The 26,642-nt window shown below is 64.4% G+C and carries 20 protein-coding genes; 5 read left to right on the top strand and 15 right to left on the bottom strand.

Going from position 1 to position 26,642, the window contains the following annotated elements; genetic code table 11:
* Positions 1-125: 125 nt before the first annotated feature.
* From dctP to ACZ5IU_RS06555, 8 genes are all read right to left on the bottom strand, one after another.
* Positions 126-1,121: a TRAP transporter substrate-binding protein DctP gene (dctP, locus tag ACZ5IU_RS06590; RefSeq protein ID WP_464421401.1), complete on the bottom strand. Its 996-nt coding sequence runs from the start codon at positions 1,119-1,121 to the stop codon at positions 126-128.
* A 53-nt stretch (positions 1,122-1,174) separates the two neighbouring features.
* Positions 1,175-2,185, bottom strand: coding sequence for an ornithine cyclodeaminase family protein (locus ACZ5IU_RS06585; RefSeq protein ID WP_464421400.1), 1,011 nt, complete (start codon positions 2,183-2,185; stop codon positions 1,175-1,177).
* A 16-nt stretch (positions 2,186-2,201) separates the two neighbouring features.
* Complete coding sequence (locus tag ACZ5IU_RS06580; protein WP_464421399.1) at positions 2,202-3,287, bottom strand: NAD/NADP octopine/nopaline dehydrogenase family protein; 1,086 nt, start codon at positions 3,285-3,287, stop codon at positions 2,202-2,204.
* 22 nt (positions 3,288-3,309) lie between these two features.
* Entirely contained in the window at positions 3,310-4,608 is a 1,299-nt protein-coding gene (locus tag ACZ5IU_RS06575) for a TRAP transporter large permease (RefSeq protein WP_464421398.1), read from the bottom strand.
* Entirely contained in the window at positions 4,602-5,132 is a 531-nt protein-coding gene (locus ACZ5IU_RS06570; protein ID WP_464421397.1) for a TRAP transporter small permease, read from the bottom strand. Before ACZ5IU_RS06570 ends, ACZ5IU_RS06575 begins: the two co-directional genes overlap by 7 nt.
* Before the next feature lie 47 nt (positions 5,133-5,179).
* Entirely contained in the window at positions 5,180-6,184 is a 1,005-nt protein-coding gene (locus ACZ5IU_RS06565) for an ornithine cyclodeaminase family protein (protein ID WP_464421396.1), read from the bottom strand.
* Between the two features lie 21 nt (positions 6,185-6,205).
* Complete coding sequence (locus ACZ5IU_RS06560; protein ID WP_464421395.1) at positions 6,206-6,895, bottom strand: FadR/GntR family transcriptional regulator; 690 nt, start codon at positions 6,893-6,895, stop codon at positions 6,206-6,208.
* Positions 6,896-7,243: 348 nt separating this feature from the next.
* Positions 7,244-8,041, bottom strand: a complete 798-nt coding sequence (locus ACZ5IU_RS06555) for a FadR/GntR family transcriptional regulator (protein ID WP_464421394.1) — start codon at positions 8,039-8,041, stop codon at positions 7,244-7,246.
* A 179-nt stretch (positions 8,042-8,220) separates the two neighbouring features.
* On the opposite strand from ACZ5IU_RS06555, the gene ACZ5IU_RS06550 reads away from it, so the two are divergent.
* The gene (locus ACZ5IU_RS06550; RefSeq protein WP_464421393.1) at positions 8,221-10,020 is read left to right on the top strand and encodes a methyl-accepting chemotaxis protein; all 1,800 of its coding nucleotides are present in this window, start codon (positions 8,221-8,223) and stop codon (positions 10,018-10,020) included.
* Between the two features lie 94 nt (positions 10,021-10,114).
* Here ACZ5IU_RS06550 and ACZ5IU_RS06545 read toward each other — a convergent pair whose 3' ends face one another.
* Positions 10,115-11,659 carry an amidohydrolase gene (locus tag ACZ5IU_RS06545; RefSeq protein WP_464421392.1) on the bottom strand — a complete coding sequence of 515 codons (1,545 nt, stop codon included), beginning with the start codon at positions 11,657-11,659 and terminating at the stop codon, positions 10,115-10,117.
* A gap of 149 nt (positions 11,660-11,808) precedes the next feature.
* Positions 11,809-12,972, bottom strand: a complete 1,164-nt coding sequence (locus ACZ5IU_RS06540) for a hypothetical protein (protein WP_464421391.1) — start codon at positions 12,970-12,972, stop codon at positions 11,809-11,811.
* Positions 12,973-13,129: 157 nt separating this feature from the next.
* On the opposite strand from ACZ5IU_RS06540, the gene ACZ5IU_RS06535 reads away from it, so the two are divergent.
* From ACZ5IU_RS06535 to feoB, 3 genes are all read left to right on the top strand, one after another.
* Positions 13,130-13,837: a metal-dependent transcriptional regulator gene (locus ACZ5IU_RS06535; protein WP_464421390.1), complete on the top strand. Its 708-nt coding sequence runs from the start codon at positions 13,130-13,132 to the stop codon at positions 13,835-13,837.
* 87 nt (positions 13,838-13,924) lie between these two features.
* Complete coding sequence (locus ACZ5IU_RS06530; protein ID WP_464421389.1) at positions 13,925-14,200, top strand: FeoA family protein; 276 nt, start codon at positions 13,925-13,927, stop codon at positions 14,198-14,200.
* Positions 14,197-16,209 carry a ferrous iron transport protein B gene (gene feoB, locus ACZ5IU_RS06525; RefSeq protein WP_464421388.1) on the top strand — a complete coding sequence of 671 codons (2,013 nt, stop codon included), beginning with the start codon at positions 14,197-14,199 and terminating at the stop codon, positions 16,207-16,209. Before ACZ5IU_RS06530 ends, feoB begins: the two co-directional genes overlap by 4 nt.
* An 80-nt stretch (positions 16,210-16,289) precedes the next feature.
* Here feoB and ACZ5IU_RS06520 read toward each other — a convergent pair whose 3' ends face one another.
* The 3 genes from ACZ5IU_RS06520 to ACZ5IU_RS06510 all read right to left on the bottom strand — a co-directional run bounded on the left by ACZ5IU_RS06520 (position 16,290) and on the right by ACZ5IU_RS06510 (position 19,500).
* On the bottom strand, positions 16,290-16,718 hold the full coding sequence (locus ACZ5IU_RS06520) for a flavodoxin (RefSeq protein ID WP_464421387.1): 429 nt from the start codon (positions 16,716-16,718) through the stop codon (positions 16,290-16,292).
* Positions 16,719-16,756: 38 nt separating this feature from the next.
* On the bottom strand, positions 16,757-17,356 hold the full coding sequence (locus ACZ5IU_RS06515; protein WP_464421386.1) for a DUF3793 family protein: 600 nt from the start codon (positions 17,354-17,356) through the stop codon (positions 16,757-16,759).
* Between the two features lie 89 nt (positions 17,357-17,445).
* Positions 17,446-19,500 carry a GGDEF domain-containing protein gene (locus ACZ5IU_RS06510; RefSeq protein WP_464421385.1) on the bottom strand — a complete coding sequence of 685 codons (2,055 nt, stop codon included), beginning with the start codon at positions 19,498-19,500 and terminating at the stop codon, positions 17,446-17,448.
* Positions 19,501-19,684: 184 nt separating this feature from the next.
* On the opposite strand from ACZ5IU_RS06510, the gene ACZ5IU_RS06505 reads away from it, so the two are divergent.
* A complete protein-coding gene (locus ACZ5IU_RS06505; RefSeq protein ID WP_464421384.1) occupies positions 19,685-22,693 on the top strand; it encodes a glycosyl hydrolase in 3,009 nt (1,002 codons plus the stop codon).
* Between the two features lie 100 nt (positions 22,694-22,793).
* Here ACZ5IU_RS06505 and ACZ5IU_RS06500 read toward each other — a convergent pair whose 3' ends face one another.
* Complete coding sequence (locus ACZ5IU_RS06500) at positions 22,794-24,851, bottom strand: GGDEF domain-containing protein (protein ID WP_464421383.1); 2,058 nt, start codon at positions 24,849-24,851, stop codon at positions 22,794-22,796.
* A gap of 172 nt (positions 24,852-25,023) precedes the next feature.
* Positions 25,024-26,301, bottom strand: coding sequence for a tyrosine--tRNA ligase (tyrS, locus tag ACZ5IU_RS06495; RefSeq protein ID WP_464421382.1), 1,278 nt, complete (start codon positions 26,299-26,301; stop codon positions 25,024-25,026).
* Positions 26,302-26,642 lie beyond the last annotated feature (341 nt).

The raw sequence follows: 26,642 nt of genomic DNA, 5'->3' as shown, positions 1-26,642 counted from the left end.
TGTCCGCTATCTCCCTCTCCCCCTTCACGTACGCACCGGGCGAATCGAATGCTTCCGCACCCGACACGCAAACAGAGGAAGCCGGAGCGTTTGGCCGGCTCCCTCTGTCCGTTCAGGCGCGTGAGCTACTTCAGCGAATCGAGAACCGCCCTGATGTCCGATTCCGGGATTTCGACGTACATCGGAGGCCAAACCTTTTCCGCGTTCTTTTTCCTCATGGTTTCGAGTTCGGCGTCGGAGAAGGTGATGACCTTCACTTCCATATCGGCGAGCTTTTTCATGTTCGCCTTCTCGTCGCTCTCGGCCACCTTCCATCGCGCCTCCTGCATCTCGCGCGCGAGATCCGTGATGGCCTTTTTGTCGTCCGCGGAGACCTTCCCCCACTTCTCGTTGTTGATGTAGAGGAACCAGCATTCGAAGTGGTCGTTGACCGCGAGATAGTACTTCGCGAGGTCGCGGAAGTTCGCGTAGTACCCTTCGGCGCCGCCGCCGATGGCCCCCTCGACGATTCCGGTCTGCATCGCGGTGAACGTGTCGGCCCACGGAACCGGGGTCGCCTGATAGCCGAGCGCGCTCGCGCAGAGTTCGAACGACCGGATCGGAGGCACGCGGATCTTGATGTTTTTCGGTACGTTGGGGTCGGCCGGCGCGGGCGGCTCCTTCGTGAGAACGACGCCGCCGAAGTACACGGGCCAGGAGCCGATGACGTGGAGATCCTGCTTTTCCATGTATTCGTTCATCTTCTTCACGATGACGCCGTCGGGGCCGAACGCCTTGTGCGCCTCGGCCCAGTTGATGACGAGGTACGGCATCGAGTTCAGGCCGATCTGCTTGATGACGGCCGGGCTCAGCGGGGCGCACTGCATGTCGATATCGCCGACCGAGATGCGCTCCTGGACCGTCGTGTAGTCGCCGAGCTGACTCGCCGGGAAGATCGCGATATCCACGCGTCCGTTCGTTTTTTCCCTGACCTTCAGCGCGAAATCCTTCAATGCGACGTCGATCGCCGTCCCTTCGGGACGGATATGGGCGAGACTCCAGCGTTTTTCCGCCGCGCACGCACCCGCCGCCATTCCGAAAAGCACCGCCATGAACGCGAGAACCCACAGAACTCTCTTCACTTTCTTTCGACCTCCTCCTGTGTTGTATGATCCGTGTCGCCCGTATGAAGCCGTCAGCGGTTGACGAACGAGAACTTTGTCCCGATCCCCTTTTCCTTTGCCCGCTGGTATACGACGTACGCCGACGCGATGTCCATCGCCCCCGTGCCGATGGGAACGCAGACGATCCGCTGCTGCGGGGTGTCGAAGCCCTTTTTCTTTCCGGCGACGATTTCGCCGATCGTCGCGGAGATGTCCCTTTCCGTGATTCTGCCGCTCTCGACCACGTCCCGGAGCGCGCCGCGGTGCATCGTCTGGCCGATGTGGTCCACGACGATCTTGTCAACGCTCGTCAAGAGTTCGTCCGACGCCTCGGTGTTCGATCCCATCGGGAAAACGACCGCGCCCGGCTTGATCCATTCGTTCCTCACGTATTTGTCCTTGCCGTGCGAAACGGTCACGACCACGTCGCAGCCGACGGCCGCCTCCTTCTGGGCCGCGCAGGTCCGGATCTTTCCGGGGAGGAGGCGCTCCATGTCGGCTTTGAACTTCGCCGCGGCCTCCGGGTTGATGTCGTAGACGCGGAGTTCCTCGATGTCGCACACCTCGGAAAAGGCCGCGGTCTGCGTCCGTCCCTGGACGCCCGCCCCGTAGAGCCCCATGACGACCTTCCGCCTGACCGTGCCGCCGGAGAGGTGCCTGAACGCGACGGCCGCCTGCGCCCCGGTCCGGAGGTCCGTGATGTAGTTCCCCTCCATCGCCGCGACGAACTTTCCGGTTTCGGCCTCCAGAAGCAGGATCATCGCGCTCAGGAAGGGCAGCGCCTTCGACGGATTGTCGTACCAGCCGCCGATCCACTTGATTCCCGCGATATTCTGCCAGCCGATATAGGCGGGCATCGCGTTCATGCTCGCGTTGAAGCCGGGCCACTTGCCGCCGATCCCGAGATCCAGCGTGACCTTCGTGGGATTGACAACGCGGTCGGTCCCCATCCCGAGAAACGTCTTCTCGCAGGCGTCGATGACATCTTTCATGCTTATGAGCGAACGAACCTGATCTTCGTCGAGCAGCAGAACTTTGGACATGACGATTCCTCCTTCGCTATGCGATATACCGCAGCAGTTGGTCCTTCGCCATCGTTTCGATGCCGAGCGCGTTCCCGCTCCACCCCGCGTTCCGGTAGTCCGTCGCGTTGATCAGCCCCGCGAGCAGGATGAGGCTGTCCGTCGCGGGCGTCGGAACGCGTGCGATCCGACCGAGCATCGAAAGCGGCGCGAGAAGGTACGGAACGTCCTCGCTGAGATAGCGATGTTTCGTCTCCTTCGGAGCGTCCGCGCCGTGCGATCCGTACACCGGGCTTCCGGCCAGGACCTCGTGAAGCGTCGCGCCCTCGAGTCCGTACATCGTCCGGAGCAGCTCGCACGTGCTTTCGAGCCGGATGCCGAACGAGGCGGCGACGGCGAGGCGCTCGGCGTCGACAGCCTCCTGGACGCGGCAGACCGCCGGCGTCATGCCGTCCGTATAGAAACGGAAGTTTCCCTTCTCCGACTCGATGCGCCCCGTGTTCAGGATCATCGTCGCGCAGTGGACCACGAGGTTGGCGTTCCCGAGCCCCGCCGCGAGCGCGTTCGGCAGCCGCTCGATCCCGACCGGGAAGACGCCGTCGAGCCGCGCCTTCACGGCGTCGAAATCGCCGCCGGGCAGCGTTCCGATGCGAACGTGCGTCTTCACGCCCCAGACGTTGACGCGGCCGTTTTCGATGAGGCGGCAGGCGTAGGGGAGCGTGTCCGCCTCCGCGAGGAGAATGCGCGCGCCGCCCCGCGCCGCGAGGCTCTTCCGGAGCGCGAAGGATCCGAAGTTTCCGGGAATGATCACGAGCGTCTGGCCGTCCTCGAAGTGAGGTGCCGCGAGGTCGAAGACCGGCGTCTGCGCGAAGGTCGGCGCGATGAAGAACAGGATCTCGGCGCCATGGACGGCCGACGCGATATCCGTCGTCGCCGCGCGGAGCTGCCCTTCGGCGCTCAAGGCGTTCGTGAGAACGATCCGATTGCCCTTCGCGTTCAGATCCCGGATTTTGTCCGCAAAGGCCGGGTGTTCGTACAGCGTTACGGCGTGCCCTTTCGACGCGAGATCGGCGGCCATCGTCTGCGCTCCGTTTCCCGCGCCGAGAATCGTGATGCGTTTCATGGTTTCATCCCTTTCGTATGCGTCAGTACCCCAGGAGTCTCGGAACGTACAGGGACAGCGGGGGCCAGAATGTCGTCAGGAAGACGACGGGAACATAGCCGAAGATCAGGAAGGCCAGCGTCGGCCCGAGGATCTCCTGGAACGAGCAGTCTCCGATCCGCATCGCGAGGTACAGGATGCTCGCGTACGGCGGCGTCACGCCCCCCATCGCGAGGTTGACGCCCATGATCGCGGCGAAGTGGATCGGGTCGACGCCGAGCTGTTTCATGAGCGGGAGCAGCAGCGGCGCCACGAGGATCATTCCGGTCGCGTCGTTGACGACCATTCCGACCAGGAACAGGAAGAGGTTGATGATGATCAGCAGCAGCGTTCGGTTCTCGGTCAGGCTGTAGACGATGCTCACGATCGCCTGCGGCACCTTCAGCATCACGTAGGTCTGGCTCAGCATGAGACAGAACAGGATCATCGTCATGATCGAGCCGATCGCCGACGCGGAGCCGCGGAGAAGCGGGAAGAAGTTTCCGCCCTCGAAGCCGCGGTAGATCAGGAAACCGACCGGAATCGCGTAGACCGCCGAAACAGCGGCCGCCTCGGTGGCCGTGAAGACGCCGCCATAGATTCCGCCGAGAACGATGACGGGCATCAGGAGCGCCGGCGCCGCGCTGATCGTTCTCGGGACCAGCTCTTTGCGCCGTTCCCGGATGACGTCGCGGCTTTCGAGCTTCAGGTTGAATTTCCTGGCCCATACCATGTTGACGACCGAGAGCAGCAGCGTGATCAGGAGTCCCGGAACCAGCGTGGAGAGGAAGCACGCGAGAATCGACGTTTCCGTGACCCATCCGTACAGGATCATGATGCCGCTCGGCGGGATCAGAAGTCCGAGGATCGAGGCGACCGCGAGCAACGCGGTCGCGAAGCCGCGGGGATATCCCTGCTCGACCATCCGGGGGATCATGATCGGTCCCGTCGCCGCCACGCCCGTGAAGCCGCTTCCCGAGATCGCGCCGATGATCGCGCAGGTGACGCAGCACACGACCCCGAGACCGCCCTTGATGTGCCCGATGAAGACATCGACAAAATCCAGCAGCTTTTTCGCGATGCCGCTCCCGCCCATCAGGATCCCCGCGAGAATGAACAGGGGACTCGCGAGAAGGACCGGGTTGATCATCTGATCGAACGCCCAGAGCATCATGCTCTTCATCGAGACGTCGCCGAAAAGCGACATGAAGAGGAGCGCCCCGCCGAAGCAGTACGGGAGCGGAACGCTGAACATCAGCAACGCGACGAGAAGGACGACGTCCCAGAACACGATCGTCAGCATGACGCGTCCTCCTTCCCGGCCCCGTCGGCGACGAAGAGCGCCCGGAAGTAATCCAGAAGCTCGACGATCGCGTAGAGAACCATCAGCGACATTCCGATGAAGATGGCGCTCTGCCCCAGGATCAGCGGGATATTGAGGATGGCGCTCGTCTTCCAGACCCGCATCCCGTAGGCGAAGTACCAGTAGGCCCAGTACAGCAGCCAGCTTCCTATAGCGACGGAGAAGATCGCCTTCGCGAGGCGGAAGAGCTTCATCGTGAACGGCCTCCTGATGTAGAGCGTCATGATGCCGCACTCGATGTGCGAGCGCTCCCACGAAGCGCTCGCGCCGCCGAGCATATAGAGCCAGATCGCAGGGAAGAGGAGCAGTTCCTCAATCCCCATGAGGGGCGCGCGGAATACGTACCGCAGAAGCACCTGGACCACCACGAGAAGGACGACGCCCAGAAGAAGGACGGCGTTGACGGCGCTCTGAATCCGGTAGGCGCCCTTCCAGAGCAGTTTCAGAACGGAACCCGGTTGCATGGAATCGCTCCTTTCCCTGTACGGAATCATTCAGTTTCAGGCGCGCATCAATACTCCACGAACGAATACGTCCCCCCGAGCTTCTTCTCGGTCGCGCGCTTCCACGCGAGCGACGCGACGCCGATATCCATCGCCCCGGTTCCGATCGGCACGCACAGAATACGTTTCCCGGCCTCGGGAGCCTTCGCCTTGCCGGCCGCGATCTCGCCGATCGTCGCGTAGATGCTCTTCTCCGTGACGGCCCCCTGTCCGCCGAGCTTGCCGAGCGCGCCGCGGTGCAGCGTCTGGCCGATGTGGTCGACGACGATCGCGTCCGCCTTCAGGATGCACTCGTCCGTGCACTCCTGATACGAGCCCATCGGGAAGAGGAACATGCCCGGCCGGAACCACTCGTAGCGGAAGAACTCGTCCTTCGCCTGCGTGACGCAGACGCAGACGTCCGCGTCCGCGGCCTCTTCGGGCGTCTTCGCGATGTGGATCGTTCCCTTCACGGTCGAGGCCATGTCTTTCGCGTAGCGCTCGGACGCCTTCGGATCGATGTCGTAGACGCGCACCTCGGTGATGTCGAAGAGTTCGGAGATCGCCATCGTCTGCGTGTGCCCCTGCATTCCCGCGCCATAGAGGCCAAGGCGCAGGTTCTTGCCTTTTTTGTACATGTACTTGAGGGTGACGGCCGTCTGGGCTCCCGTGCGCATGTTCGTGATGTACGCCCCGTCCATGACGGCGCGGAAGTGCCCGAGGCGCGGATCGATCAGCAGGATGAGCGACGTGACGTAGGGAAGCCCGAGCTTCTTTCGCTCACCGAGAAAGCCGCCCGCCCATTTGATTCCGGCCGTGTCGGACCAGCCGATGTACGCCGGCATCGCGTTCATGAACCCGTTGTAGGCCGGGAAGCTCGCGGTCTCGCCGAGGTCGAGGTTCACCTTCGTGGGATTGACCACGGTCCCCTCGCCCATCCCTCGGAACGTCTTGTCGACGCACTCCACGACGTCTTTCATGGAGATGTTCGACTCGATCTCCTTCTGGCTCAGCAGCATCGTCTCGATTTTCATGAAAACACTTCCTTTCTTCGTCTATGAATGCAGATTCAATGGAACGCCGAACAGGTCGGTCCAGACGGAGGAGATGTGTTCGACCATCGCGTCGCGCGCCCCTCTTGCATCGCGATCCCGGACGCGCCGGAGGATTTCGAGATGGTTGCGCGTCAGCTCATCCATCGCGCGTCCGCGCCATTTCAGGTAGTGTTCCCGCTGGATGGATATTTCGTTATGGATGGAATCGAGCAGCCGCTCGAGCAGTCTGTGGCGGGCGATGCGGGCCAGCCTCGCGTGAAAGCGGACATGCGCCCGCGCAACGTCCGGAATATCGGATGTCAGCAGGATTTCGAGCTCCGCGAGCTCCTCGTCCGTCCCCCGCTCCGCCGCGTAATACGCGATCTGCCCTTCGACGAGACAGCGGACCTCGATGAGTTCACTGAAGTTGACGTTCCCGAAGATGTACTCCCGCTGCCGCGCGCCCTGCAGCAGCGCCCCCGCGTTTTCCGCGAGAAACGTGCCGCGCCCCGGCCGCGACTCGACGACGCGTCGGTTCGCCAGGACCTTCATGACCTCGCGGATGCAGTTCCTGCTGACGCCAAGCTGCAGGGCGAGACACTGTTCGCTCGGCAATCGCGAGCCGGATGTCCACTCTCCGCGCTCGATGGCGCCGCAGAGCTGGGCGAGGATGTCTTCGTGGAGCGTGGACCGCGTGGCGGCCTTGAGCATATCGTGCCTTCCCTTCTGCGATTCGCTGCCGGAATAAAATTGTAGGATAGCCATGCAGCTGAGCCACTCTACAATTTTTCCGTCATAGTAGCACAGAAAAATGCTCTGTCAACACGGAATAGCGCGATTTCGTCATGTATTCAAAATGCCTGCCTGCGACGGCCTCGTGAGAGCGCGAAATATTTTCGGGATCGAACGGCAGGTGCTGAAGGAAAGTGGAGAGGCGGGAAAACTCCGGAAAAACGGGATTGCCGGGAAAGAAAAGAGCCCTGCGGAACATCCGCGGGGCTCCGGAATCACGTGGGGCGGCTTTCGCCGCACGCCGGGAATCGGCGGCAGCGACGGGGCCTACATATCCAGGGGAAACCCGAAAATTTCGAGCCAGACGGTCGCGATATGCCCGATCATCGCGTTCCTGGCGCATTCCGCGTCGCGATTCCTGATACATCGCAATATTTCGCTGTGATTGCGCACGAGATTATTGGTCGCCTGCCGGTTCCACTTCGTGTAGAGTTCGGCGGACTCCCGCCTCTGGACCGATATCTCGTCCTGAATCGTCTTCCACATCCGCTCGAGCAGGTTGTGCTTCGCGATCCGGACCATCGTGGCGTGAAAGCGGAGGTGCGCCTCGCGCCGCGCCTCCGGATCGTCCGTGTCGTACAGCAGGGATTCCAGCTCCGCAAACTCTTCGTCCGTTCCCCTGACGACGGCGTAATAGGCGATCTGCCCTTCGATGAGGCAACGGGTTTCTATGAGCTCCTTGAAGTTGACGTTTTGGAAGATATACCCCTGTGTGCGCGCGGAACGCAGGAGGTTCTTCGCGTTTTCGGAAAGAAACGTTCCGCTGCCGGGTCTCGCCTCGACGACGCCGCGACTCGCCAGAACCTTCATGACCTCCCGGATGCAATTTCTGCTGACCCCGAACTGCTTCGCCAGAGCCAGCTCGGCCGGCAGTCTCGAGCCGGACGGCCACTGTTCCTGCTCGATTGCTTCGCAGAGCTGGGCGAGGATATCATCGTGAAGCGTCGATCGTGTCGCTGCCTTGAACATCGAGCACCTTTCCTTTCGCGGGAATCCCGGGACGAGAAGCATCACGAAATGCCTGCTCATGCTATCGCAAAAGAGTTCTTTGTCAATCCGTCGCATCCGGATTGTCGCCGAACGCCTCGCCATAAAGAGATCCGCCCCGGCCGTCGGCGAGATCCCAGTCCGCGGCCTCCCGTACGGATGCCTCCCCGGGGCTCTTTTTTTCTCTGAGGATAATGTGTATCATATTTTATTAATACATGCCGGGAATATACGGGAATCCAGGAAGGAGGAGGCACATGTTCCGTTCATTCGGTTATCGTTCCATTTTGTCTCTGGCACTCGTCGTGATGGTGGTCGCGCTGTTCGGACTGACGTTCATGAGTCGTTCGTCGCTCGGAAATACGTCGGACCGGCTCATTCAGGATCTGTACCGGGAGAATCTCGTTCCGAACTCCCTGATCCTGAACGCGGACCGGGATATGTATCAGGGATTGCTCGCCAAGCGGAACATCCTGATTGTCGGCGGGGCGGGAAAGGACTACGAAAAGCAGGCGAAGGACTATGCCGAAAACGTCGCCCAGACGCGCGAGCGCGTCGCGAAGGCGCTTTCTCCGCTCGAGGCGCATCGGGAGCAGTGGACGTCGCGAAAGCACGCGTCGAGCGGCAGGAATGTCTTCGAGAACTACGCCGTGTTTCAGAAGAGTTTCGAGGAGTGGGTCCGTCTTTCCGACACGGCCGTCGCGGCCGCGAAAGGCCTCTCGTCCGGGGAAATCGGGAAGATTCCCGGCTTCGGCGACGACACCGCGTTCAACGCGGCCCGTTCGTGCCTCAACGAGATCGGCGAAATTCTCGACGACACGGCCGAAACCGACATAAAGGAAGCCGAAGATCGCAACGGACGCGCCATCACGCGCCTTTTCGCGGTCGCGGGCGCCGCGATTCTCGTCTCGGCGGCCGCTTTCGCGCTGAGCCTTCGCCGCGTCTCCGGCACGCTCCGCCGCGTCGTCGAAATCGCGCGTCGCGCGAAGGGCGGGGACCTGACGATCGCGCGCGGCGACTTCGGCGTGGAAACGTCCGACGACATCGGCCGCATGGCCGACGCGCTCGCGGAAATGGTCCGGTCGCAGGCCGACACGCTTCGGCGTATCAGGGACGAGGCCGACGCGACCGGAGACCGGGCCGAAACGCTCGCGTCTCTTTCCGGGGAGACGAACGCCTCGATGGAGGAGGTCAAGGCGTCCATCGAGCAGGTTGCCTCTCTCGCGGAGGCGAACGCCACGGCCGTGGAGCAGTCGAATGCCGGTGTCGAGGAGATGGCGTCGACGGCGGCGAGTGTCGCGAAGGCGGCGTCGGAGGGGGCCGCGTCGTCGGTGACGGCGGCCGAGGTATCCCGAAAGGCCGTGGACCGAGTGACGGAGGTCATCGGGGAGATCCATCAGGTGGCCGACAAGTCGAAGGAAACGGCGACCCGGATCGGAAGCCTCACCGAGTCGGTCAGGAACATCTCGGGATTCGTGACGACGATCACGTCGATCGCGGATCAGACGAACCTTCTGGCCCTGAACGCGGCGATCGAGGCGGCGCGCGCCGGAGAGGCGGGGCGAGGATTCGCGGTCGTCGCCGACGAGGTCCGGAAGCTCGCCGAGGAATCCGCGCGTTCCGCACAGGAGGTCAACCGGCTCATCGCGACGCTTCAGGCCGAGGCGGGGGCGTCCGTCTCGGTCACGCAGGAGGCCGGAGCGATCATGGAACGGACGCTCGCCGGAGCCGAGGCGTCCCGCGAGCAGCTCAGAGACGCGCTCTCGCGCATCGCGCAGGTCGACGAGGCGATCCGCAGCATCGCCTCGGCCGCGGAGGAACAGGCGGCGTCGAGCGGCGAGATGGGGCGCGCGATGGATTCCATGGCGCGCGCGACGCAGGATATGACGTCACGAATCATCGGAATCCACGATGCGGCGGCGGGTACGTCGAAAGCCGCCGAAGGCGTCGCGCAGGAGGCCCAGGCGATGTCGGAGGCCGCGTCGGAACTCAAGAAGCTCCTGTCGCTCTTCGTCCTCGGGAACGACGGAACGCTCGTTCCCGCCGTCCGGCGCTGAGGGGCGAAACGCTTTACGCCGGATGCGCCGGAAAGGAGGGCCCGGGAAGACGGATCCCCGGACCCCCTTTTGCAGCGCGACCGTCAGGCGCCCGTTACTTCAGCGCCGAAAGGTCGGGAAGCGGCATGTCCTTCGTCTGCACCGGGACCTGGCTCTCCTCGACGTTGTGCATGAGTCTGAACGTCGGCAGGGGGACGTCCTTCACGGGATCGACGAACGGGCCGTGCTTCTCGTTCGAGGCCTTCAGCTCGGCCTTCGCGTCCTCGAGGATCTTCGGGTCGGCGTACAGGTCGAGCGCAGTCGCGGCCATGTACTTCGCGACGGTCAGGCCGCCCTTGAAGGCGGGCGGCAGGATGTTCTGCGCGACGGACTGCCAGGAGTGTCCCGGCGTTCCGGCCGCCAGCGTCGTCGCGCCGAAGCGCACCATCGGGACGACCCAGCTCGTGTTCGCCTCGTCGATCGAGCCGCCTCCCGTCGACCAGACGAACGGCTTGTCGTAGTCGAACTTCTGGAATTCGCGCGAGAGGAACGGCCCCTTTTCGACCTTCAGGCTCTTCGAGAAGGGTTCGGCGATCTTCTCGTCCTCGTCCGTGAACGGCGGGACGCCGATCATCGACGCGTTCGCGAAGCCGACCTTCGCGAGAACCTGGTTCGGAAGGTACTGCCAGACGCCGACGATCGGGACGAACTCCATCTTCGTCTCCGTCATGAGCGCCGCGCCTTCTGCGACCTTCTTCGCCCACTTCACGATCTCCTCGACGCCTCTGTACTGCGGCGACCGGATGAAGTACCAGACTTCGGCGTACGGCGGCACCACGTTCGGCGCCTTTCCGCCGTCCGGGATCGAGTACATGATGCGCGACTCGGGGCGAACGTGTTCGCGCATGTAGTTCATTCCGATGTTCATGAGTTCGACCGCGTCGAGCGCGCTGCGCCCCGCCCACGGAGCCGACGACGCGTGCGACGCCTTGCCGTGGAAGCGGACCTTGAAGTTGTCCATCGCGAGCGACGATGCGTAGGATACGGCGTTGTCCGTTCCGGGGTGCCACGAGAGCACCGCGTCCGCGTCCTTGTATATTCCTTCCCTGACGAAGAAGGCCTTGCCGACGAGGGTCTCTTCCGAGGGGGTTCCGTAGAGCCTGATCGTTCCCTTGACTCCGGCCGTCTCCATCGCGTTTTTGATCGCGACGGCGGCCATGCAGCTGTACGTTCCGAAGACGTTGTGCCCGCACCCGTGTCCGGGAGCCCCTTCGACGACCGCCTTCGGGGTCGCGATCCCCGCGGCCTGCGAGATGCCCGGAAGCGCATCGAATTCGGCGTGAATTCCGATGACGGGTTTTCCGTCGCCGAACGTCGCGACGAAGGCCGTCTTCATTCCGGCGACGCCGGATTCGACCCTGAAGCCCGCCGCCTTCATCATTTCCTGGAGGATGGCGGACGACTTGTGCTCGCCGAGCCCCAGTTCAGGGTTGCTCCAGATGTAGGTCGCAACGTCCTGTCCGACTTTCGCGTGTCCGTCGAGCCACGCAATCGCGGCCTCCTTGGCCGGGGTCATCTTTCCGACTTCCCCGGCGAAAACCGGGACAGCGATCAGCGCGAGGATACATACCGCAACCGCCGAAACGCGAATACGCCGCATGTTCTCCCTCCTTATGACCGAAAACCGTCAGATTCCACCCCGAGAGGAGATTCGGGCCGTCGCCGCGATCCCCTCCGTCCGGTCGCGCCGTCCGATTCGTCACGCCATGGCGTCCCCTCCCCGAATTTCGTCGAGTTCCGCGAGCTCCGTCAGCGGAGATGCCGTCCTTTCGCGAGGGAGATCCCGTCCGGGCGCAGGCGCCTTCCCGCCCACCGGGCGAGCGCGACGCCGCGTGCGCCGAGTATCCAGATGCTTCCGAGGAGCGCCGCCCAGACGAGCCAGACTGCCCCCGGGGACGAGCCCATGACGCCCCGGATCCAACCCGAGACGCGTCCCATGTGGAGATCCTTGATCAGGCGCGACGCGTATCGCGACACGACGAGGAGTTTTCGGTACTCTCCTCCGCTGCGGAGCGCGCCGAGCGTCCGGACGCCATCTGGACCCTTCTTCGCGGCGAGCTTCAGGATGTCGGTTCCGGCGGAAATCTCGTCGGCCGTCTTCAGGGCGTCGAGTCCGCTTCTGCCGCCGTTTTTGACGAGAAGATAGGCCGCGTCGGGGGCTTTCGCGGCTCCCTTCGCGAGCGTCGCGAGATCCTCGCCCGTTTCGACGGTCTTCATGACGGCCGCGGCGCGCGGGACCCCGAGCCCATTCTTCCCGGCGACCGTTCCGATCCCCTCGATGACGGCCTTCGTCGCGTCGTCCGCTCTCCCCGTTTTCGCCGCGCGCCGTCCCATATCGACGACCATGTCCGCGAAACGCGGAGACATCGCGCCGAGCTTGCGGAAGGCCTTGAGCACCGCGGGAACCCAGTCGATGACGTCGACGAGCTCCGTCGCGAGACCGAAGCCCGCGAGCGCCGCGACGACGGGATCGGTTTCGCCGCCGGTCCACGCCCTGTAGCCCTGCTTCGTGAGGTCGCGAAGGTCCCCGTAGAGCAGCATGTCGGAAGTGACGGCCCCCGTGACTTCCGCGACGGTCGTCCCGTCGCCCGTGACGAAGCCCCGGACCGTGCGGGTCACCGTTCCCCAGAAGGAGTTCAGTTCTCCGTCGAGTTCCCGGCGGAGCGCGCACGCGCGCACGCGTCCGGGCATGTCCTCCGCGCGGCAGACGTAGTCGGCGAGTTCGAAGGCCTCCTCGAGCCTGCGTTCGTCCCTCAGTCGTTCGATCTCCGGCGAGTAGTCCCGCGACGGGAGCGTTTCGATGCGCGCCCGCAGAAAGACTCCGGAGTAGTGATCCCCGAGCGTCTCCGCGGCGAGAAAGAACACGATCCCCGCGCAGACGAAGACAACCAGACCGACAAGAAACCGGCGCATCGGCGTTCCCTCCCGTGTGAACTTTTTTGATACCGATATTGTACGTCATCGCGCGCGTTTCCCGACACACAACCGATCCTTTTCGGGACGGCGGATTGACGGATGATGTTTGATCGACTAAACTATCACTCGTCCTGAAAGGGAGGGATTTGGCGGAATGCTGACCGCGCGTGTCGAGGATTATCTCGAAGCGATCTTTGCGGAAGAAGTCCGGGGCGGAACGGCTACGGTCACGATGCTTGCCGGGCAGCTCGGCGTCACGAAGGGCACGGTCGTCGCGGCGCTCCGCCGCCTTTCGGAGGACGGCTTCCTCTCCCACGAGCGCTACGGCTCCCCCGCTCTCACGGAAGCCGGGCGCGAGCGGGCGCTCCTGATGTACCGCCGTCACGAACACCTTTCGTTCCTCTTCTCGGGCGTCCTCGGATTCGAGCACGAAGCGGCGGAATCGGCGGCCTGCACGCTCGAGCACGCGCTCGACGCGGAAATGGAGGGGCGTCTCATGGCGCTCACGGAGTTCCTCGCCGACGGGATGCGCCGGAATGCGCCGTGGGCGGAGGAGCTGCGGGCGGCGCTCTCCGAACCGGCCCGTCTGCCGCGCCCTCTCTCGATGCTCGGCGTCGGCGGAAGCGGATCGGTGGTCCGCGTGACCGCCGAAGGGTCCCTGCGGAAGCGCCTTCTGGAGCTCGGGCTGCTGCCGGGAACCCGGGTCGAACTCGTCAGGAGCGCGCCGCTCGGCGATCCGGTCGAAATCCGCGTCAGGAGCGGGACGCTCTCGCTCCGCCGGTCCGAGGCCGCGACGGTCTGGATCTGCGCTGCCTGTCCCGACGGCGGCGAAGGGATCTGCAGGAGCGTCGGCGGCATGTGACGGACACGGAGGTGCGGACCTCGAAAGAGGTCCTTTTTTCGATTCGGTTTAAAGTTTGACCAATAGAACTCAAGCGGGGTGAGATGCATGGAACACAGGCTTGACGAACTGGAAGCGGGGCAGAAGGCCCGCGTAATCCGCGTGGAAGGGGACGCGGTGCTCAGGCGGCGCATCATGGATATGGGGCTCGTCCCGGGGACCGACGTGAGTCTCGAACGACCCGCTCCCCTGGCCGACCCGATCGCGTTCAGGGTGCGGGGGTTCGAGCTGAGCCTTCGCCGCTCGGAAGCCGCGGCCGTCCTCGTCGATATCCGTCGCTGCTGCGGTTCCTGCGGCTGCGGGTGCGGGGGGTGCGGCGAATGAACGGTGCGGTCGTCGCGCTCGCTGGGAATCCGAATACGGGGAAGACGAGTCTCTTCAACGCGTTGACCGGGTCGCGCCAGAAGGTGGGCAACTGGCCCGGCGTCACCGTCGAACGCAAGGAGGGGCGCCTCGTCATCGGAGGGAAGGAGATCACGCTCGTCGATCTTCCGGGCGTCTACAGCCTCGGAGCCTCGTCCGTCGACGAGCAGATCGCGGCTGATTTCCTCCGGAAGGAGCGTCCCGGAGCCGCCGTGACGGTCGTCGACGCGACGAATCTCGAGCGAAGCCTCTACCTCGCGGTGCAACTCCGGGAGTCGGGAATTCCTGTCGTCATCGCGCTGAACATGTGGGACCTCGCGCAGAGGAAGGGGATCTCGGTCGATGCCGCGGAGCTCGGACGCGCGCTCGGTTCGGATATCGTTCCGACGACCGCGACGAAGGGGACGGGAGTCGACGAACTCCGGCACGGCATCGCGGAGAGCCTTGCGTCGAAGCCCGGAGCGTCGCCGCTCGCGATTCCCTACGGATCCGAAGTGGAGCGATCGCTCGACAGAATCGCGAAGGCGCTTCCGACCGGAGGATCGGACCGCGACCGGCGCCTGTCCGCCATCCGTGTGGCCGAAGGGGACGCGACGGCGCTCTCCGGACTGCCCGGGGCGGAGACGGTCGTCCTGATCGCGGCCTCCGAGAGCGAACGCGTCGAGAAGGCGCTCGGGTACGATCTTCAGACGGCCGTGATTCTGAAGCGATGGGAGTTCATCTCGGGTGTCACGGGACGGGTGCTTCGCCGCGATCCGGCACGGGCCGAGGCCGCGACGTGGGACGAGCGCCTCGACCGCGTCGTGACGAACCGCTTTTTCGGTCTGCCGCTCTTTCTGCTGGTCGCGTGGGGCGTTTTTCAGGCGGTATACTCGATCGGCGACGCGCTCGCGGACCAACTCGACGCTCTTCTCAGCTCGTTCGGGGAAAACGTGGCCGCGCAGCTCGCCGCATGGGGTACGGGGGCGACCCTGACGAGCCTCGTACAGAACGGCGTCGTCGCGGGCGTCGGCTCTGTGCTCGTCTTCGTTCCGCACATCTTCCTGTTCTTCCTCTTTCTGTCGGTGCTGGAGGACTGCGGCTACATGGCGCGCGGCGCGTTCGTGATGGACCGGATCCTGCGCGCGCTCGGGCTGCACGGCAAGAGCTTCATCCCGATGCTTCTCGGCTTCGGCTGCAACGTGCCGTCGGTCATGGCGACGCGGATCCTCGAACGGCCGCGCGACCGGATGATCACGCTCCTCGTGCTGCCCTTCATGAGCTGCTCGGCGCGTCTACCGGTCTTTCTCCTCTTCGCCGGAACGTTCTTCGGCGAGCGGGCGGGAACGGTCGTCTTCTCTCTCTACGTCCTCGGGATCGTCGTCGCGGTGGTGACGGCGAAGGTTCTCGGGAGTACGGTCTTCGCGGGCGAACCGTCGCAGTTCGTGATGGAGCTCCCCGCGTACCGTCTGCCCAAGATCTCCGCGACGCTCCGCGCCGCCGGGGAGCGCGCGATGATCTTCGTCCGGAAGGCCGGAACGTTCATCTTCGGGGCCGTGATCGGCGTGTGGCTTCTCGCCAGCCTGCCGTTCGGCGTGGAGTACGGTTCGGCGGAGAGCTTCGTCGGACGCCTGGGAACACTGATCGCGCCGCTTCTCGCTCCGGCCGGGTTCGGCTTCTGGCAGGCGGGAGTCGCGCTCTTTTTCGGATTCCTCGCGAAAGAGGTCGTCCTCGGGACGTTCGGAACGCTGCTCGGGACGGGCGAAGAGGGGCTCGCCGCGGTGCTCCCATCCCTCTTCACGCCGCTCTCGGCCTACGCGTTCCTCGTGATGACGCTGCTCTACGTCCCGTGCGTCGCGGTCGTGGCCGCGTTCAAACGCGAGACGAACAGCTGGCGGTGGACGTTCTTCCTCGTCGCGTACACGACGCTCGCGGGATACGTCCTCGCCGTGGTGGTCTATCAGGGCGGACGATTTTTCGGGCTGTCGTAGGCGCGGTCGGATGTGAAAGGGGCCCCGTCGCTTCTCCCCCGGAGGGAAGCGACGGGGCCCTTTCGTTCGCCGCGGCGCTCTCAGAACGCCGCGATCTTCCTGCCGTATTCGACGCACAGATCCGCGCTCGCTCCTGAGGGCGTCTCGTTCACCGCAAGTCCCTCGTCGAGGAGCAGCGCTCCGCTTCGCCTGGCCCGTGCCGCCCAGGTCCGCATCCATTCTCCGTCGCCCCAGCCGTAGGAGCCGAAGAGAGCGACCTTCCTGCCCGCGATGATCGTGCCCGCTTCGGCGAAAAAGGGCTCCATTTCGTTTTCCTCGATGACCTCGGTCCCCATGGCCGGTGACCCGAACGCGACGACGTCATACTTCACGATCTCGCCGACGGACGCTTCCGAAACCCGCTTCAGCGTCACCTCGGCTCCCGAGGAAACGGCTCCTCCCGATACGAGTTCCGCCATTCGCTCCGTATTTCCGGTTCCCGACCAATACACGACAAGCACTTTCGACACAGGGCACCCTCCTTCGGATCCGATCGATCGTTCTTTCCTCACGATGCGCGCGCAGCGGACCGACGCAATATCTCCCTCGCGACGCTCCGCTCGGCGCTTCTGAACTTCCGGAATTTCGTTTTCGCCTCCCGGACGTTCGAATAGACTTTCCAATACCCCGTCGCGACCGCCCCTTTTCCGTTGTCTCTCAGAAACCCCCGGACATCCCCGGGCGGATATCCGAGAAAGAGCCCGATCTCGTGCGGGAACTCCCCGCCGAACCGTTCCTTCAGGCAGCGGAGGCATCCGTCGACATCCGCGCAGTTCCCGTAACGGCGTTCGCACAGAATCCCGACGGCCGCGTCCGAGGAAAGGGCGTCGCGGAGCGTCGGCGGGTCGTACGCGAGCAGAAGAACGGAATTCCATCCGCCGCGCTTCGACGGAAGTTCAATGGCCCGAACATCGTGCCGTTCGAGAAGGCTCGTTCCGACTTCCTTCCACGCCGCGGCGATGTTGTCCCCGTCGCGGCGAATCGCGAAGAGACTGCCGCACCGGAGACGCATGATGACCGGCGCGGCGTAGAACAGGAACATCGACTCGACATACTCGCGTGTTTCCTGGCGCTTCGCGAATTCCATGAACGATCGGACGACGTGCATCGGGATTTCCTCCACGAACGGCTCTATTATGTTTGATTTATAAAACATAATAGAGCCGACAACGACGCCTGTCAAGGGGGGACGACCGTCTAGACTCCGCTCGCCCTGTTGCGCCCGGAGCGCTTGCTTTCGTAGAGGGCGGCGTCGGAACGACGCAGGAGGTCCTCGGGCGTATCCCCGGGGCGCGCGGTCGTGTATCCGGCGCTGAGCGTCACGCGGATGGAGCCGTCGCTCGTTTCGACGACGGCCGTTTCGACCGCGGAGCGCAGGCGTTCCGCGACGCGTCCGGCCTCAGCGAAGTCGGCACCGGGAAGGAGGGCGACGAATTCCTCGCCGCCGAACCTGCCGAAGACATCCGGGCTCCTCAGGACGCGGCGGCACGTTTCGGCGACGACCTTCAGGACTTCGTCGCCGGCCGCGTGTCCCCACGTATCGTTGACGTTCTTGAAGTGGTCGAGGTCGACGATCGCGAAGGAAAGCGGCGCGCCGGCGCGCGACCGCCGCTCAAGCTCCGATTCGACGCGCTCCATGAACGCCCTCCGGTTGAACGCGCCGGTCAGCGGATCGCGTGACGCGAGGTCGTTCAATCGCTCTTCGAGCCGCGCGCGCTCCGTGACGTCGACGCAGAGCATGAAAAAGTCCGCGGCATTCCCCTGTCCGTCGACGTGGGGAACGCAGGCGACCGAGTCGACGAATTCGGCCCCTTTCGCGCGGCGGCGCACCTCGTACCGCTCGGTCCGCCCGGTGAGGGCGGCCTTCATGTGATGCTCGTGGAGACCGAAGAGGTCCTTTCCGAGGATCTCCGCGACGGTCCTTCCGATCACGGCCGACCGCGGCAGGCCGCTCAGACCTCCAAAGGCCCGGTTGACGTAGAGATACCGGAGGTCGCGGCTGACGCGCATGATCCGAACGGGGAGCGAGTCCAGAACCAGATTGATCCACGCTTCGTCCTCCCGGACGGATCGGAAAAGGGCTTCGCGTTCGTGCCTAGCGAGCCGGAGCAGTTCGAGTTCTTCGAGAAGCCGTCCGAACTCGTCGCGCCGCACGGGCGGTGGGACCGGCGTTTCGAGGTCGTCCCTCCGGAATCGCGTCACGGCGTCCGCGACGAGCCGCATCGGAGACGCGACGCGCACGACGAGAAGGGCGAGCAGCGCGATGACCGCCAGCAGCAGCGCCCCGAGCGTTCCGGCGACCGTCCGGAGTTCGTCGCGCGATCGCTTCGCGATTCTCCCGGCGACGGCGTCCGTCTGCGCCCTGACGGTCGAGAGAAGCTCCCTGACGGAGTCCAGAGGGGCGACGGATCGCTCCAGGTACTGTCCGACGGAAGGAAGCGGGGAGACGGTTCCGTCGAGAATCGTGTCCTGGAGATGGCGGAACTTGAGGGCGTAAAGCGTTTCCACCTTTGCGAACGCGGCGAGGATTGCCTCGTTGCCGGTCCTGTACGCGAAGTCACCGACGTTTCCGAACGACGCCAACTCCGTCCGGCGTTCCTCCCGGATCAGGCGTGCCTCGGCGTGGGTCGGACCGCGGCCCCGGGCGAGGATCTGCGCGAGCATCGACGAGAGCTTTCCGGCCTGTTTCCGGAAATCGACCGCCGCGGACCGCAGAAGCGCCATCGGAACGTATTCTCCGGTCCGTTCCTCCTCAGGAAACGACATGTGGAAGATGAACTCCGACATGTGGTCGAGGAGTTCGCTCGTCTCCAGGAACCAGAGGTCGGGAAGCGCCGGATCGCGATCGTTCCGCGGGACCTCAAGGTCGGCGTCGACGCGGGAGCGGAGGGAGCGGATCGTCAGGTACGACGCGGCGATGGTCTTCCGGTTTTCGTCCGGGGTTTCGGTGAAGGGGCGGAGAAACGCGTCGGATCGCGTTCGGCGATCCTCGAGGAATTTTCGGTCGTCGGCCGTTGCGGGGTCGGGCTTTCGGAGAAGCACCGCCGACCTGCCCCGCTCGAACGCGAGGTCGGAGATCGCGGAGGCGAGTTCGTTCGCCTCGGCGTTTCTCCGTTCGAGCGCGCGAGCCTCGCGAACCGAAGCCCATCGGCGTTCGATGACCTGGACGGCCAGGAGCAGAACGACGGCGGACAGCGCGGCGAGGACCACGAGGAACGTCAGCCGCGCCGATCGCCCGAAGAACGGGAGCATGGCGTTTCCTCCGGAAGATCATTCTCGAAACACATTCGGCGCTGGAACGAATATGATCTATTGTAGCATCCCCGGCGAGCGGAAACGCCCGCCGTAGACGCGGAGGGGAGGAACGCCTATACTTCGTTTGTTCGTATATTTTTTTTATTCTTGCATAGATGAACACTCCAAGGGGGGGCCGTGTATGACGAAGACGAACGCCCGATTCCATGCGCCGTTCATTCCGATATTGTGCGCGCTCGCGCTCATGCTCCCGTTCGTGTCCCAGGCGACGGCCGCAGACTGGATCTCGCCCGGAGGGGCGGGAAGCTACGCCGTGACGAAACCCGCCGACGGAAAGAAACCCGACAACGGAAATGTGACAATGGCGCTTCCGGCGATCGGGCCGAACGTCGACGCCGCGGCCGCCGGGAAGCGCAAGGTCCCGACGAGCGACTGGTGGACGCCGCTCGCGTGGCTCGATCCGGCCGATCTCCCCGACAGGCCCGCGGGCATGAAGGCGCAGCGGCACGGCCTCTCCTGGCAGGTCTTCAGCGAGCCGCTCGTGTTCCAGCCGCAGAAGGGCGGCCTCGCCGTCTCGCTCAACGTCCCCGACAGCCGCCGCGCCGGAATGAAGGGCGACGTCCTGACAGCGGGCGCGGGGTTCATGCAGGAGGTCGTCGGCGGTGCGAGCAAGGGGATCTCCCCCTACTTCAACGCGTTCTTCGACCAGGACCTCTACCTCGGCTCGACGCTGTCGGGCTGGAACGATGCGGCCTTCGCGGGCGTGAAGGTGACGGGCTGGAGCGACTGGTTCGTGAACTTCTCGATGACGTCGGCCGCCGAGACGATGACCGTCACGGCCGGAAACGGCTGCCCGTTTCTTCTCGTGAAACTCGCGAAGGGCGCGCCGCAGGTGACGTTCCAGTCGTGGAACATCGGAAAGGTCGTCCCGCTCGAGGGCGATTCGTTCCAGGTCAACTCGGGGCAGGCGAACGGCCAGAAGATCGACTGCCCCTCGTTCGCCGTGATCAACCAGGTTCCGTTCGGGAAGGCGTACCTCCCCGACGACGGCGCGGTCAGCAAGGACTACAGCACCTACACCGTCTACGCCGTCTTCGGCCCCGCCGGGTCGACCTGGACGCTCGACAAGACGCAGAAGGACGACGCGCGGGTGCTGAACACGGCCGTCTGCTCGGGCGGATCGCACTACGCTGTCGCCGTCCTCCCCTTCCCGTGGGGAAAGACGGTCTACGACGAACCGTCCGAGGCGGACGTCAGGAAGCTTCTCGCGACGTTCGCGTCCCGCGCGTTCGCGGAAGTGACCGATACGCGCGTCGCGCCGCAGCTCTCGGGAAGCTCCGTGACCGCTTCGTTCGCCTATACGACCGCGCCCGTTGCGGGCGAATCCCCGTCCGGGGACGGGACGCTGTACGCCTTGTACCCGCACCAGTACCTCGACCAGTCCGTGACGATCCTCGACCGGTCGATGGGCCGGATGGAGGCGTCGTCGTGGACGAACGGCTGGCAGTGGCCGTCGCTCAAGGGGCCGATGCTCCTCGCGTCCGGGAAGGGCTTCACGAACGTCTATGACGTTCCGCCCTGCCTTCCGGCCGTCGTCGACGAGCCCGATGCGGCGAAGGCGGACCGGATGATCGCGCTCGTGCAACAGGCCCTCGACACGCAGGACCCGAACTTCCTCTCGCAGGGAAGCTACTTCGGAGCGCAGGAGATCCACCGGCTCGCGATGCTGCTTCCGGTCGCCGCGATGATCCGAGGCGCGGCGACGACCCCGGCTTCCGCCGACAGCGCAGCGAAGTCCGTCTATAAGAAAGCCGCCGAAACGCTCGGATACCGTCTTCGGGCGACGCGCGACGGCGCGACGACCCTCAAGAACGCCGCGCAGCACGCGCTGTACTACGATTCTCGCTGGGGGTCGATGATCCCGTCGTGCGAGGACGGCTTCGCGGCGGACAGCCTTCTCAACGACCATCACTTCCACTTCAGCTATTACGTCAAGATCGCCGCGGAAATCGCGCGATGGGAGAAGGCGCATCCGTCGGATCCCGACAACGAAGGGTGGGCGGCCGCCTACGCGCCGATGATCCGCCTGCTGATCAGAGACATCGCGAACACGGATCGGACGGGGACCGGCACGGATCCCGACTTTCCGTTCCTTCGGCACTACAGTCCCTACGCGGGGCATTCGTGGGCGAGCGGTACGTCGCGCGGCAACCAGGGCGGGCAGCAGGAATCCACGTCCGAGGCCATCCAGGCCTGGGCCGCGCTGCTGCTCTGGGCGCAGCTGAACTACCCGGCCGACGCCTCGAACGCGGAACTCGAGAAGTGGGCCGCGTACATGTTCGCGTCGGAGGTCCGGGCGGCGGAGCTGTACTGGTTCGGCTACACGACGAACGCCGCGTTCCGGCCGTACCTGAGCTTCCGCCAGTACGCCACGAAGAGCGACGCGGTTCCGAAGCCGTACGTCCCGTCGATGGTCTCGCAGATCAATCAGAACGAGATGACCTTCCAGACGTGCTTCGGCAACCCGCCGCTGCTCAAGCACGGCATCCAGTGGCTGCCGCTGACGGGGTCGTCGCTTTACCTGGGCGTGAACGGCGGCGCGCTCGCGGAGCAGGAAGTGAAGGGGTATCTCGAAAACGACTGGCCGAAGCTCGGCGCGGGGCAAAACCCCCAGTCGCCTTCGAACATGGACAAGCTGCTCATGATGCAGTCCCTCACAAAGTCGTACGCGGCCGACGCGAAGACGCTCATCACCCCGGGCGCGGGCGGATCCATTCCGCTCGACACATGGAAGATGCAGTGGGAGATCCCCGCGCCGACCTACGAGACGCTCATCCTGCAGGACGCGTCGCGCGCGGCCGTCTACTGGTGGATCGACGCGCACCTGTCCCACGGCGCGGCGACCCACGCGGAGAACGACGCAGATCACACGTCCGCCGCGAGCTTCGTCAATGAAAACGGAGACAAAGTCTACGTCGCCCACAACCCGGGGACGTCGCCGCTCGCGATCGCGTTCGACGACGGCATGACGCTCTCCGTGCCGGGCCTCGGGTACGCGCATGAGGTTGTCCCGTCGGGTTCGAAGGGCAGCGGGGGCGGGTGTTCGGCCGGGCCCGTTCCGGTGGGCGCGCTTCCGGCGATCGCTGCGGTCGCGGCGCTCCTGCGGTTCGTACGCCGCGGGAAGAAGTAGCCCTGCGCGACTCGCGCGGAAACGACGTCTTCCGATCATGAGAGCGGCCCCCCGCGCGTCGCGCAGGGGGGGCGCTCTCATGATCGGTTCGTCCGCGTCATCACGCGAAGCTGACTTTGTTGCGCCCCGTGTTCTTGCTCTCGTAGAGCGCCGAGTCGGACCGGCGCAGCAGGTCGTCCAGCGAATCGTCCTGGCGGACGACCGTGCAGCCGACGCTGACCGTCAGGCGGATCTCTCCGCCCGCGGCCGTCGGAACCGGGGTGTGTTCGACCGCGAGACGCAACCGTTCGGCAAGGCTCCGCCCCTCCGTCTCCGTCGCGTCGGGCGTCAGGATCACGAATTCTTCTCCGCCGAAGCGTCCGAGGATATCGTAGGGGCGGATCGTCTTCCTGCACGTTTCCGCGAGGCTTCGCAGGGCTTCGTCCCCGGCCGTGTGGCCATACGTATCGTTGACCCGCTTGAAGAAGTCGATGTCCATTATCAGGAAGGCAAACGCCTTCCCGGTGCGCCGGTAGCGTTCGATCTCGACGTTCGCGCGTTCGGTGAGCGCGCGGCGGTTCAGCGTCCCGGTGAGGTCGTCCACGTCGGCCATCTCCCGGAGCTTCGCCTCCAGCCGCTTTCGCACCGTGATGTCGAGCGCGAGCGAAAAGAACCCGACGACCGCACCGGATTCGTCGTGTCTCGGAACGAAAACGATGTCGGAATACGATTCGCTCGCGTCCGTCTCGTTTTGCTCCTCGAAGCGAACGTCCTCGCCGAGAAGCGCGCATTCGTGCCAAGGCGCGCGCATGTCCGCGATCGAATCGCCAAGCACCTCCCGCACGGTTCTGCCGAGGACGTCCTCGGCGGCGACCCGGAAGTGTTCCTCGAACGTCCGGTTGACGTAGCCGAAGCGCAAGTTCCGGTCGATGTAGGAAATCCTGGCGGGAAGAGAGTTCGTGATGAGCCGGATCCACTGCTCCTGATCCTGGACCGACCGGAGAAGCACCTCGCGTTCCTTCAGCGCGAGCCGGAACTTCTCGAGTTCTCCGAGAAGCATCCCGAATTCGTCCCGGATCGGGTACGGAGGGACGGGCTCGTCGAGCTGACGCAGCCGGAAACGGTCGATGGTCGCCGCGAAGAGGCGCATCGGCGTCGCCACGCGGCGCAGCAGCAGAACGCTGATTGCGAGCGCGAGGACGAAGAGGGAGACGAGCATCGCGTGCGCCAGGAGGAGAGCCCGCCGCTCCTTTTCGACAAGAGACCGCACGTGGGAGCCAGCGACGGCGTCCACGCTCTCGACGACCCGGCGGATCGCCCCGAGCGAGGACGTCGTCTGCGTCACGTAGACCTCCTCCGAGAGTCCCGCGAGGAGCGGAGACTTCATGATCGCGTCCTGCAGGCGCCGGTTTTCCAGCAGGTAGAGCCTGTCGATCTCGTCGAGCTCCCCGTCGAGTCCGTCGATCGCGCAGCGGGCCGCGAGATAGCGCAGGTTCCGGAACAAACGGTCTTCCATATCGTGAGCCTGGATGACGGTCTCCCTCTCCCTGGGAGTCATGGGGCGTCGCTCGGCGAGAAGCCGCCCCATCAGGGACGCGACGCGCGACGTGTCGTTGCGGAATCGCGCGGCCGTGATCCTGAGAAGCGCGAGCGGAACGTAACGCCCCGTCCCGTCGCCGGGGAGAAAGGCGAAGCGGTCGAGTTCACGGCCGATTCTGTCGGTGAGAAGGTCGGTATTGCGGAACCACGACTCCTCGAAGATCGGATCGCGCTCTTCGGCAGGGAGTACGAGCTGGACTTCGAGTTGCGGCGTCATCGCCTCGAGCGACTTCCACAGCACTGCGATTCCCTCGGAGTCCCCGGCGACGCCCGAGAGATAGTCCCGCAGCATCTCCTTCACCCGGTTCAATCGCTCGCGAAGGTACGTCGCGTCCTCTTTCGATGCGGGAACGTCGGCCCTCAGGAATATCGCGCATCGTGCCCTTTCGGACGCGATCTCGAAAAGGGCTTCGGTGAGATTGCGGGACATTTCGTCGGCGCGCGAAAGGAGGAGAGCCTCCTTCAAATGACGGGCCCCCTCCCGCTGTACCCTGATTCCGAGGGTGACGATGATGACGAGCAAAGAAGTGAGGGCGGCGAAAAAAACGGTTTTCGTCGACAGGGAACGAAACGGATGCACGCGCCATTCCTCCGGGGTTCGGGATGAAACTAATAAAATTGTATCATGAAAAAAGCGCGGGAGCGAGAACGAGTCAGAAAATACCGGAAGGTACACATAGAGAACAGAAGAAAAATAAAAAGGCGGCGGAGCCGGAGGCTTCGTCGCCGAAACAGCGACCGGAAGGAAATCTCTACGCGAGGTGGATCAGGTGGATCCGTTTCTTTCCGAGCCGGACGAAGAGCCGTTTGCCCGCGAGCAGGTCTCCGGCGGTTGCCTGGAAGGATTCGTCGTCGATCTTCCGTCCGTTGAGCGACACGCCGCCGCCCCGGATGAGACGCCGCGCCTCGCTCTTGCTCGCCGTCGCGCCGCTTTCGACGAGAAGGTCGACGACCGGCGCGGGAAGCGCCGAGGCGTTTCCGGTCGGCACCTCTTCCGCGAGCGCGTCGAGCGTCTCTTCCGTGAGATCGGCCGGTTCGAGGTCCCCGCCGAAGAGGATGTCGCTCGCCTTGCGCGCCGTCGCGAGCGCCCTCTCGCCGTGGACTATCTTCGTGACCTCCGCCGCGAGGATCTTCTGCCCCTCGCGCTTCTCGGGAGCCGCGGCGTGAGATGCGGCGATGTCCGCGATCTCGTCGAGCGGCAGGAACGTGAAGAACTTCAGGAGCTTGCCGATCGCGGCGTCTTCCGTGTTGATCCAGAACTGGTAGAACTTGTAGGGCGATGTCTTTGCCGGGTCGAGCCACACGGCGCCCCCTTCGGTCTTTCCGAACTTCGTTCCCGCGGAGGTGAGGAGGAGCGGGTTCGTGCCGCCGAAGGCCTCGACGCTCTCCTTCTTCCGGATGAGTTCGATGCCCGAGACGATGTTGCCCTGCTGGTCGTTGCCGCCCATCTGGAGGCGACAGCCGTACGTCCGGTAGAGGTGCCAGAAGTCGAAGGCCTGCAGGAGCGTGTAGGAAAACTCCGTGAACGAGATGCTCTTTTCGGGGTCGTCGAGTCGCGACCTGACGTATTCCTTCGAGATCAGGTAGTTCACCGAAAAGTGCTTTCCGGTGTCGCGCAGGAACTCGATGAATCCGAGCTTCCCGAGCCAGTCGTAGTTGTTGACCATCAGCGCGGAGTTCTTCCCGCAGTCGAAGTCGAGGAAGTGGGCGAGCTGCGGCTTGACGGCCGCGAGGTTTTCGGCCATCTTCTCGAGCGTCAGCAGGTTGCGTTCCTTGCTCTTTCCCGACGGATCGCCGATCAGGCCGGTCCCGGCGCCCGCGATCGCGATGGGGCGGTGCCCCAGGCGCTGCATCCACGCGAGCCCCATCAGCGGGATCAGGTGTCCCACGTGAAGGCTGTCGGCGGTCGGGTCGAAGCCGACGTAGGCCGTCACCATCTCCGAGCCGTACAGCGCCGCCAGGCCGTCGCGGTTGCTGCACCAGTCGATGTAGCCGCGCTGTTCCAGAATTTCCATTGCGTTTTGCGTCATGTCGTCTCCCTCCAGTGAATGAAAAGCATCAAAAAGGGCCGGACTCCCGCACTTCGGGAACCCGGCCCGGACTCGCGCCACACTATCCGGCGTCGGCCCCCAGGTCGGGTTCCACACCGGCGTAATACGCCACTGCGCTGTCAGATGCACCGGTTCTTCCGTTCATGTCGCATCCCCGCTTTCACAGCGGTTTCCTTATATCACGCACGTCGCGGCGGTGTCAAGGAAACGCGCGCCGGACCCGGGGGATCGGCGCCGCAATTATCCCGCACCCGACGTCTACCGCTTCCGCTCCGAGCGCAGGACGGCGCCGTACGCGAGGCAGAGGCCCTCGAAGTCGC

Source organism: Lactivibrio alcoholicus, assembly GCF_055390895.1.
The sequence above is the reverse complement of the archived record's forward strand: the minus strand, read 5'-3'. Positions and strand labels throughout refer to the sequence as shown.

What these genes read in the sequence shown, in the direction of transcription:
- ACZ5IU_RS06585 (WP_464421400.1), bottom strand. Translation starts at nt 2,185, where the DNA reads ATGTCCAAAGTTCTGCTGCTCGACGAAGATCAGGTTCGTTCGCTCATA.
- ACZ5IU_RS06580 (WP_464421399.1), bottom strand. Translation starts at nt 3,287, where the DNA reads ATGAAACGCATCACGATTCTCGGCGCGGGAAACGGAGCGCAGACGATG.
- ACZ5IU_RS06575 (WP_464421398.1), bottom strand. Translation starts at nt 4,608, where the DNA reads ATGCTGACGATCGTGTTCTGGGACGTCGTCCTTCTCGTCGCGTTGCTG.
- ACZ5IU_RS06570 (WP_464421397.1), bottom strand. Translation starts at nt 5,132, where the DNA reads ATGCAACCGGGTTCCGTTCTGAAACTGCTCTGGAAGGGCGCCTACCGG.
- ACZ5IU_RS06565 (WP_464421396.1), bottom strand. Translation starts at nt 6,184, where the DNA reads ATGAAAATCGAGACGATGCTGCTGAGCCAGAAGGAGATCGAGTCGAAC.
- ACZ5IU_RS06560 (WP_464421395.1), bottom strand. Translation starts at nt 6,895, where the DNA reads ATGCTCAAGGCCGCCACGCGGTCCACGCTCCACGAAGACATCCTCGCC.
- ACZ5IU_RS06555 (WP_464421394.1), bottom strand. Translation starts at nt 8,041, where the DNA reads ATGCGACGGATTGACAAAGAACTCTTTTGCGATAGCATGAGCAGGCAT.
- ACZ5IU_RS06550 (WP_464421393.1), top strand. Translation starts at nt 8,221, where the DNA reads ATGTTCCGTTCATTCGGTTATCGTTCCATTTTGTCTCTGGCACTCGTC.
- ACZ5IU_RS06545 (WP_464421392.1), bottom strand. Translation starts at nt 11,659, where the DNA reads ATGCGGCGTATTCGCGTTTCGGCGGTTGCGGTATGTATCCTCGCGCTG.
- ACZ5IU_RS06540 (WP_464421391.1), bottom strand. Translation starts at nt 12,972, where the DNA reads ATGCGCCGGTTTCTTGTCGGTCTGGTTGTCTTCGTCTGCGCGGGGATC.
- ACZ5IU_RS06535 (WP_464421390.1), top strand. Translation starts at nt 13,130, where the DNA reads ATGCTGACCGCGCGTGTCGAGGATTATCTCGAAGCGATCTTTGCGGAA.
- ACZ5IU_RS06530 (WP_464421389.1), top strand. Translation starts at nt 13,925, where the DNA reads ATGGAACACAGGCTTGACGAACTGGAAGCGGGGCAGAAGGCCCGCGTA.
- feoB (WP_464421388.1), top strand. Translation starts at nt 14,197, where the DNA reads ATGAACGGTGCGGTCGTCGCGCTCGCTGGGAATCCGAATACGGGGAAG.
- ACZ5IU_RS06515 (WP_464421386.1), bottom strand. Translation starts at nt 17,356, where the DNA reads ATGCACGTCGTCCGATCGTTCATGGAATTCGCGAAGCGCCAGGAAACA.
- ACZ5IU_RS06510 (WP_464421385.1), bottom strand. Translation starts at nt 19,500, where the DNA reads ATGCTCCCGTTCTTCGGGCGATCGGCGCGGCTGACGTTCCTCGTGGTC.
- ACZ5IU_RS06505 (WP_464421384.1), top strand. Translation starts at nt 19,685, where the DNA reads ATGACGAAGACGAACGCCCGATTCCATGCGCCGTTCATTCCGATATTG.
- tyrS (WP_464421382.1), bottom strand. Translation starts at nt 26,301, where the DNA reads ATGACGCAAAACGCAATGGAAATTCTGGAACAGCGCGGCTACATCGAC.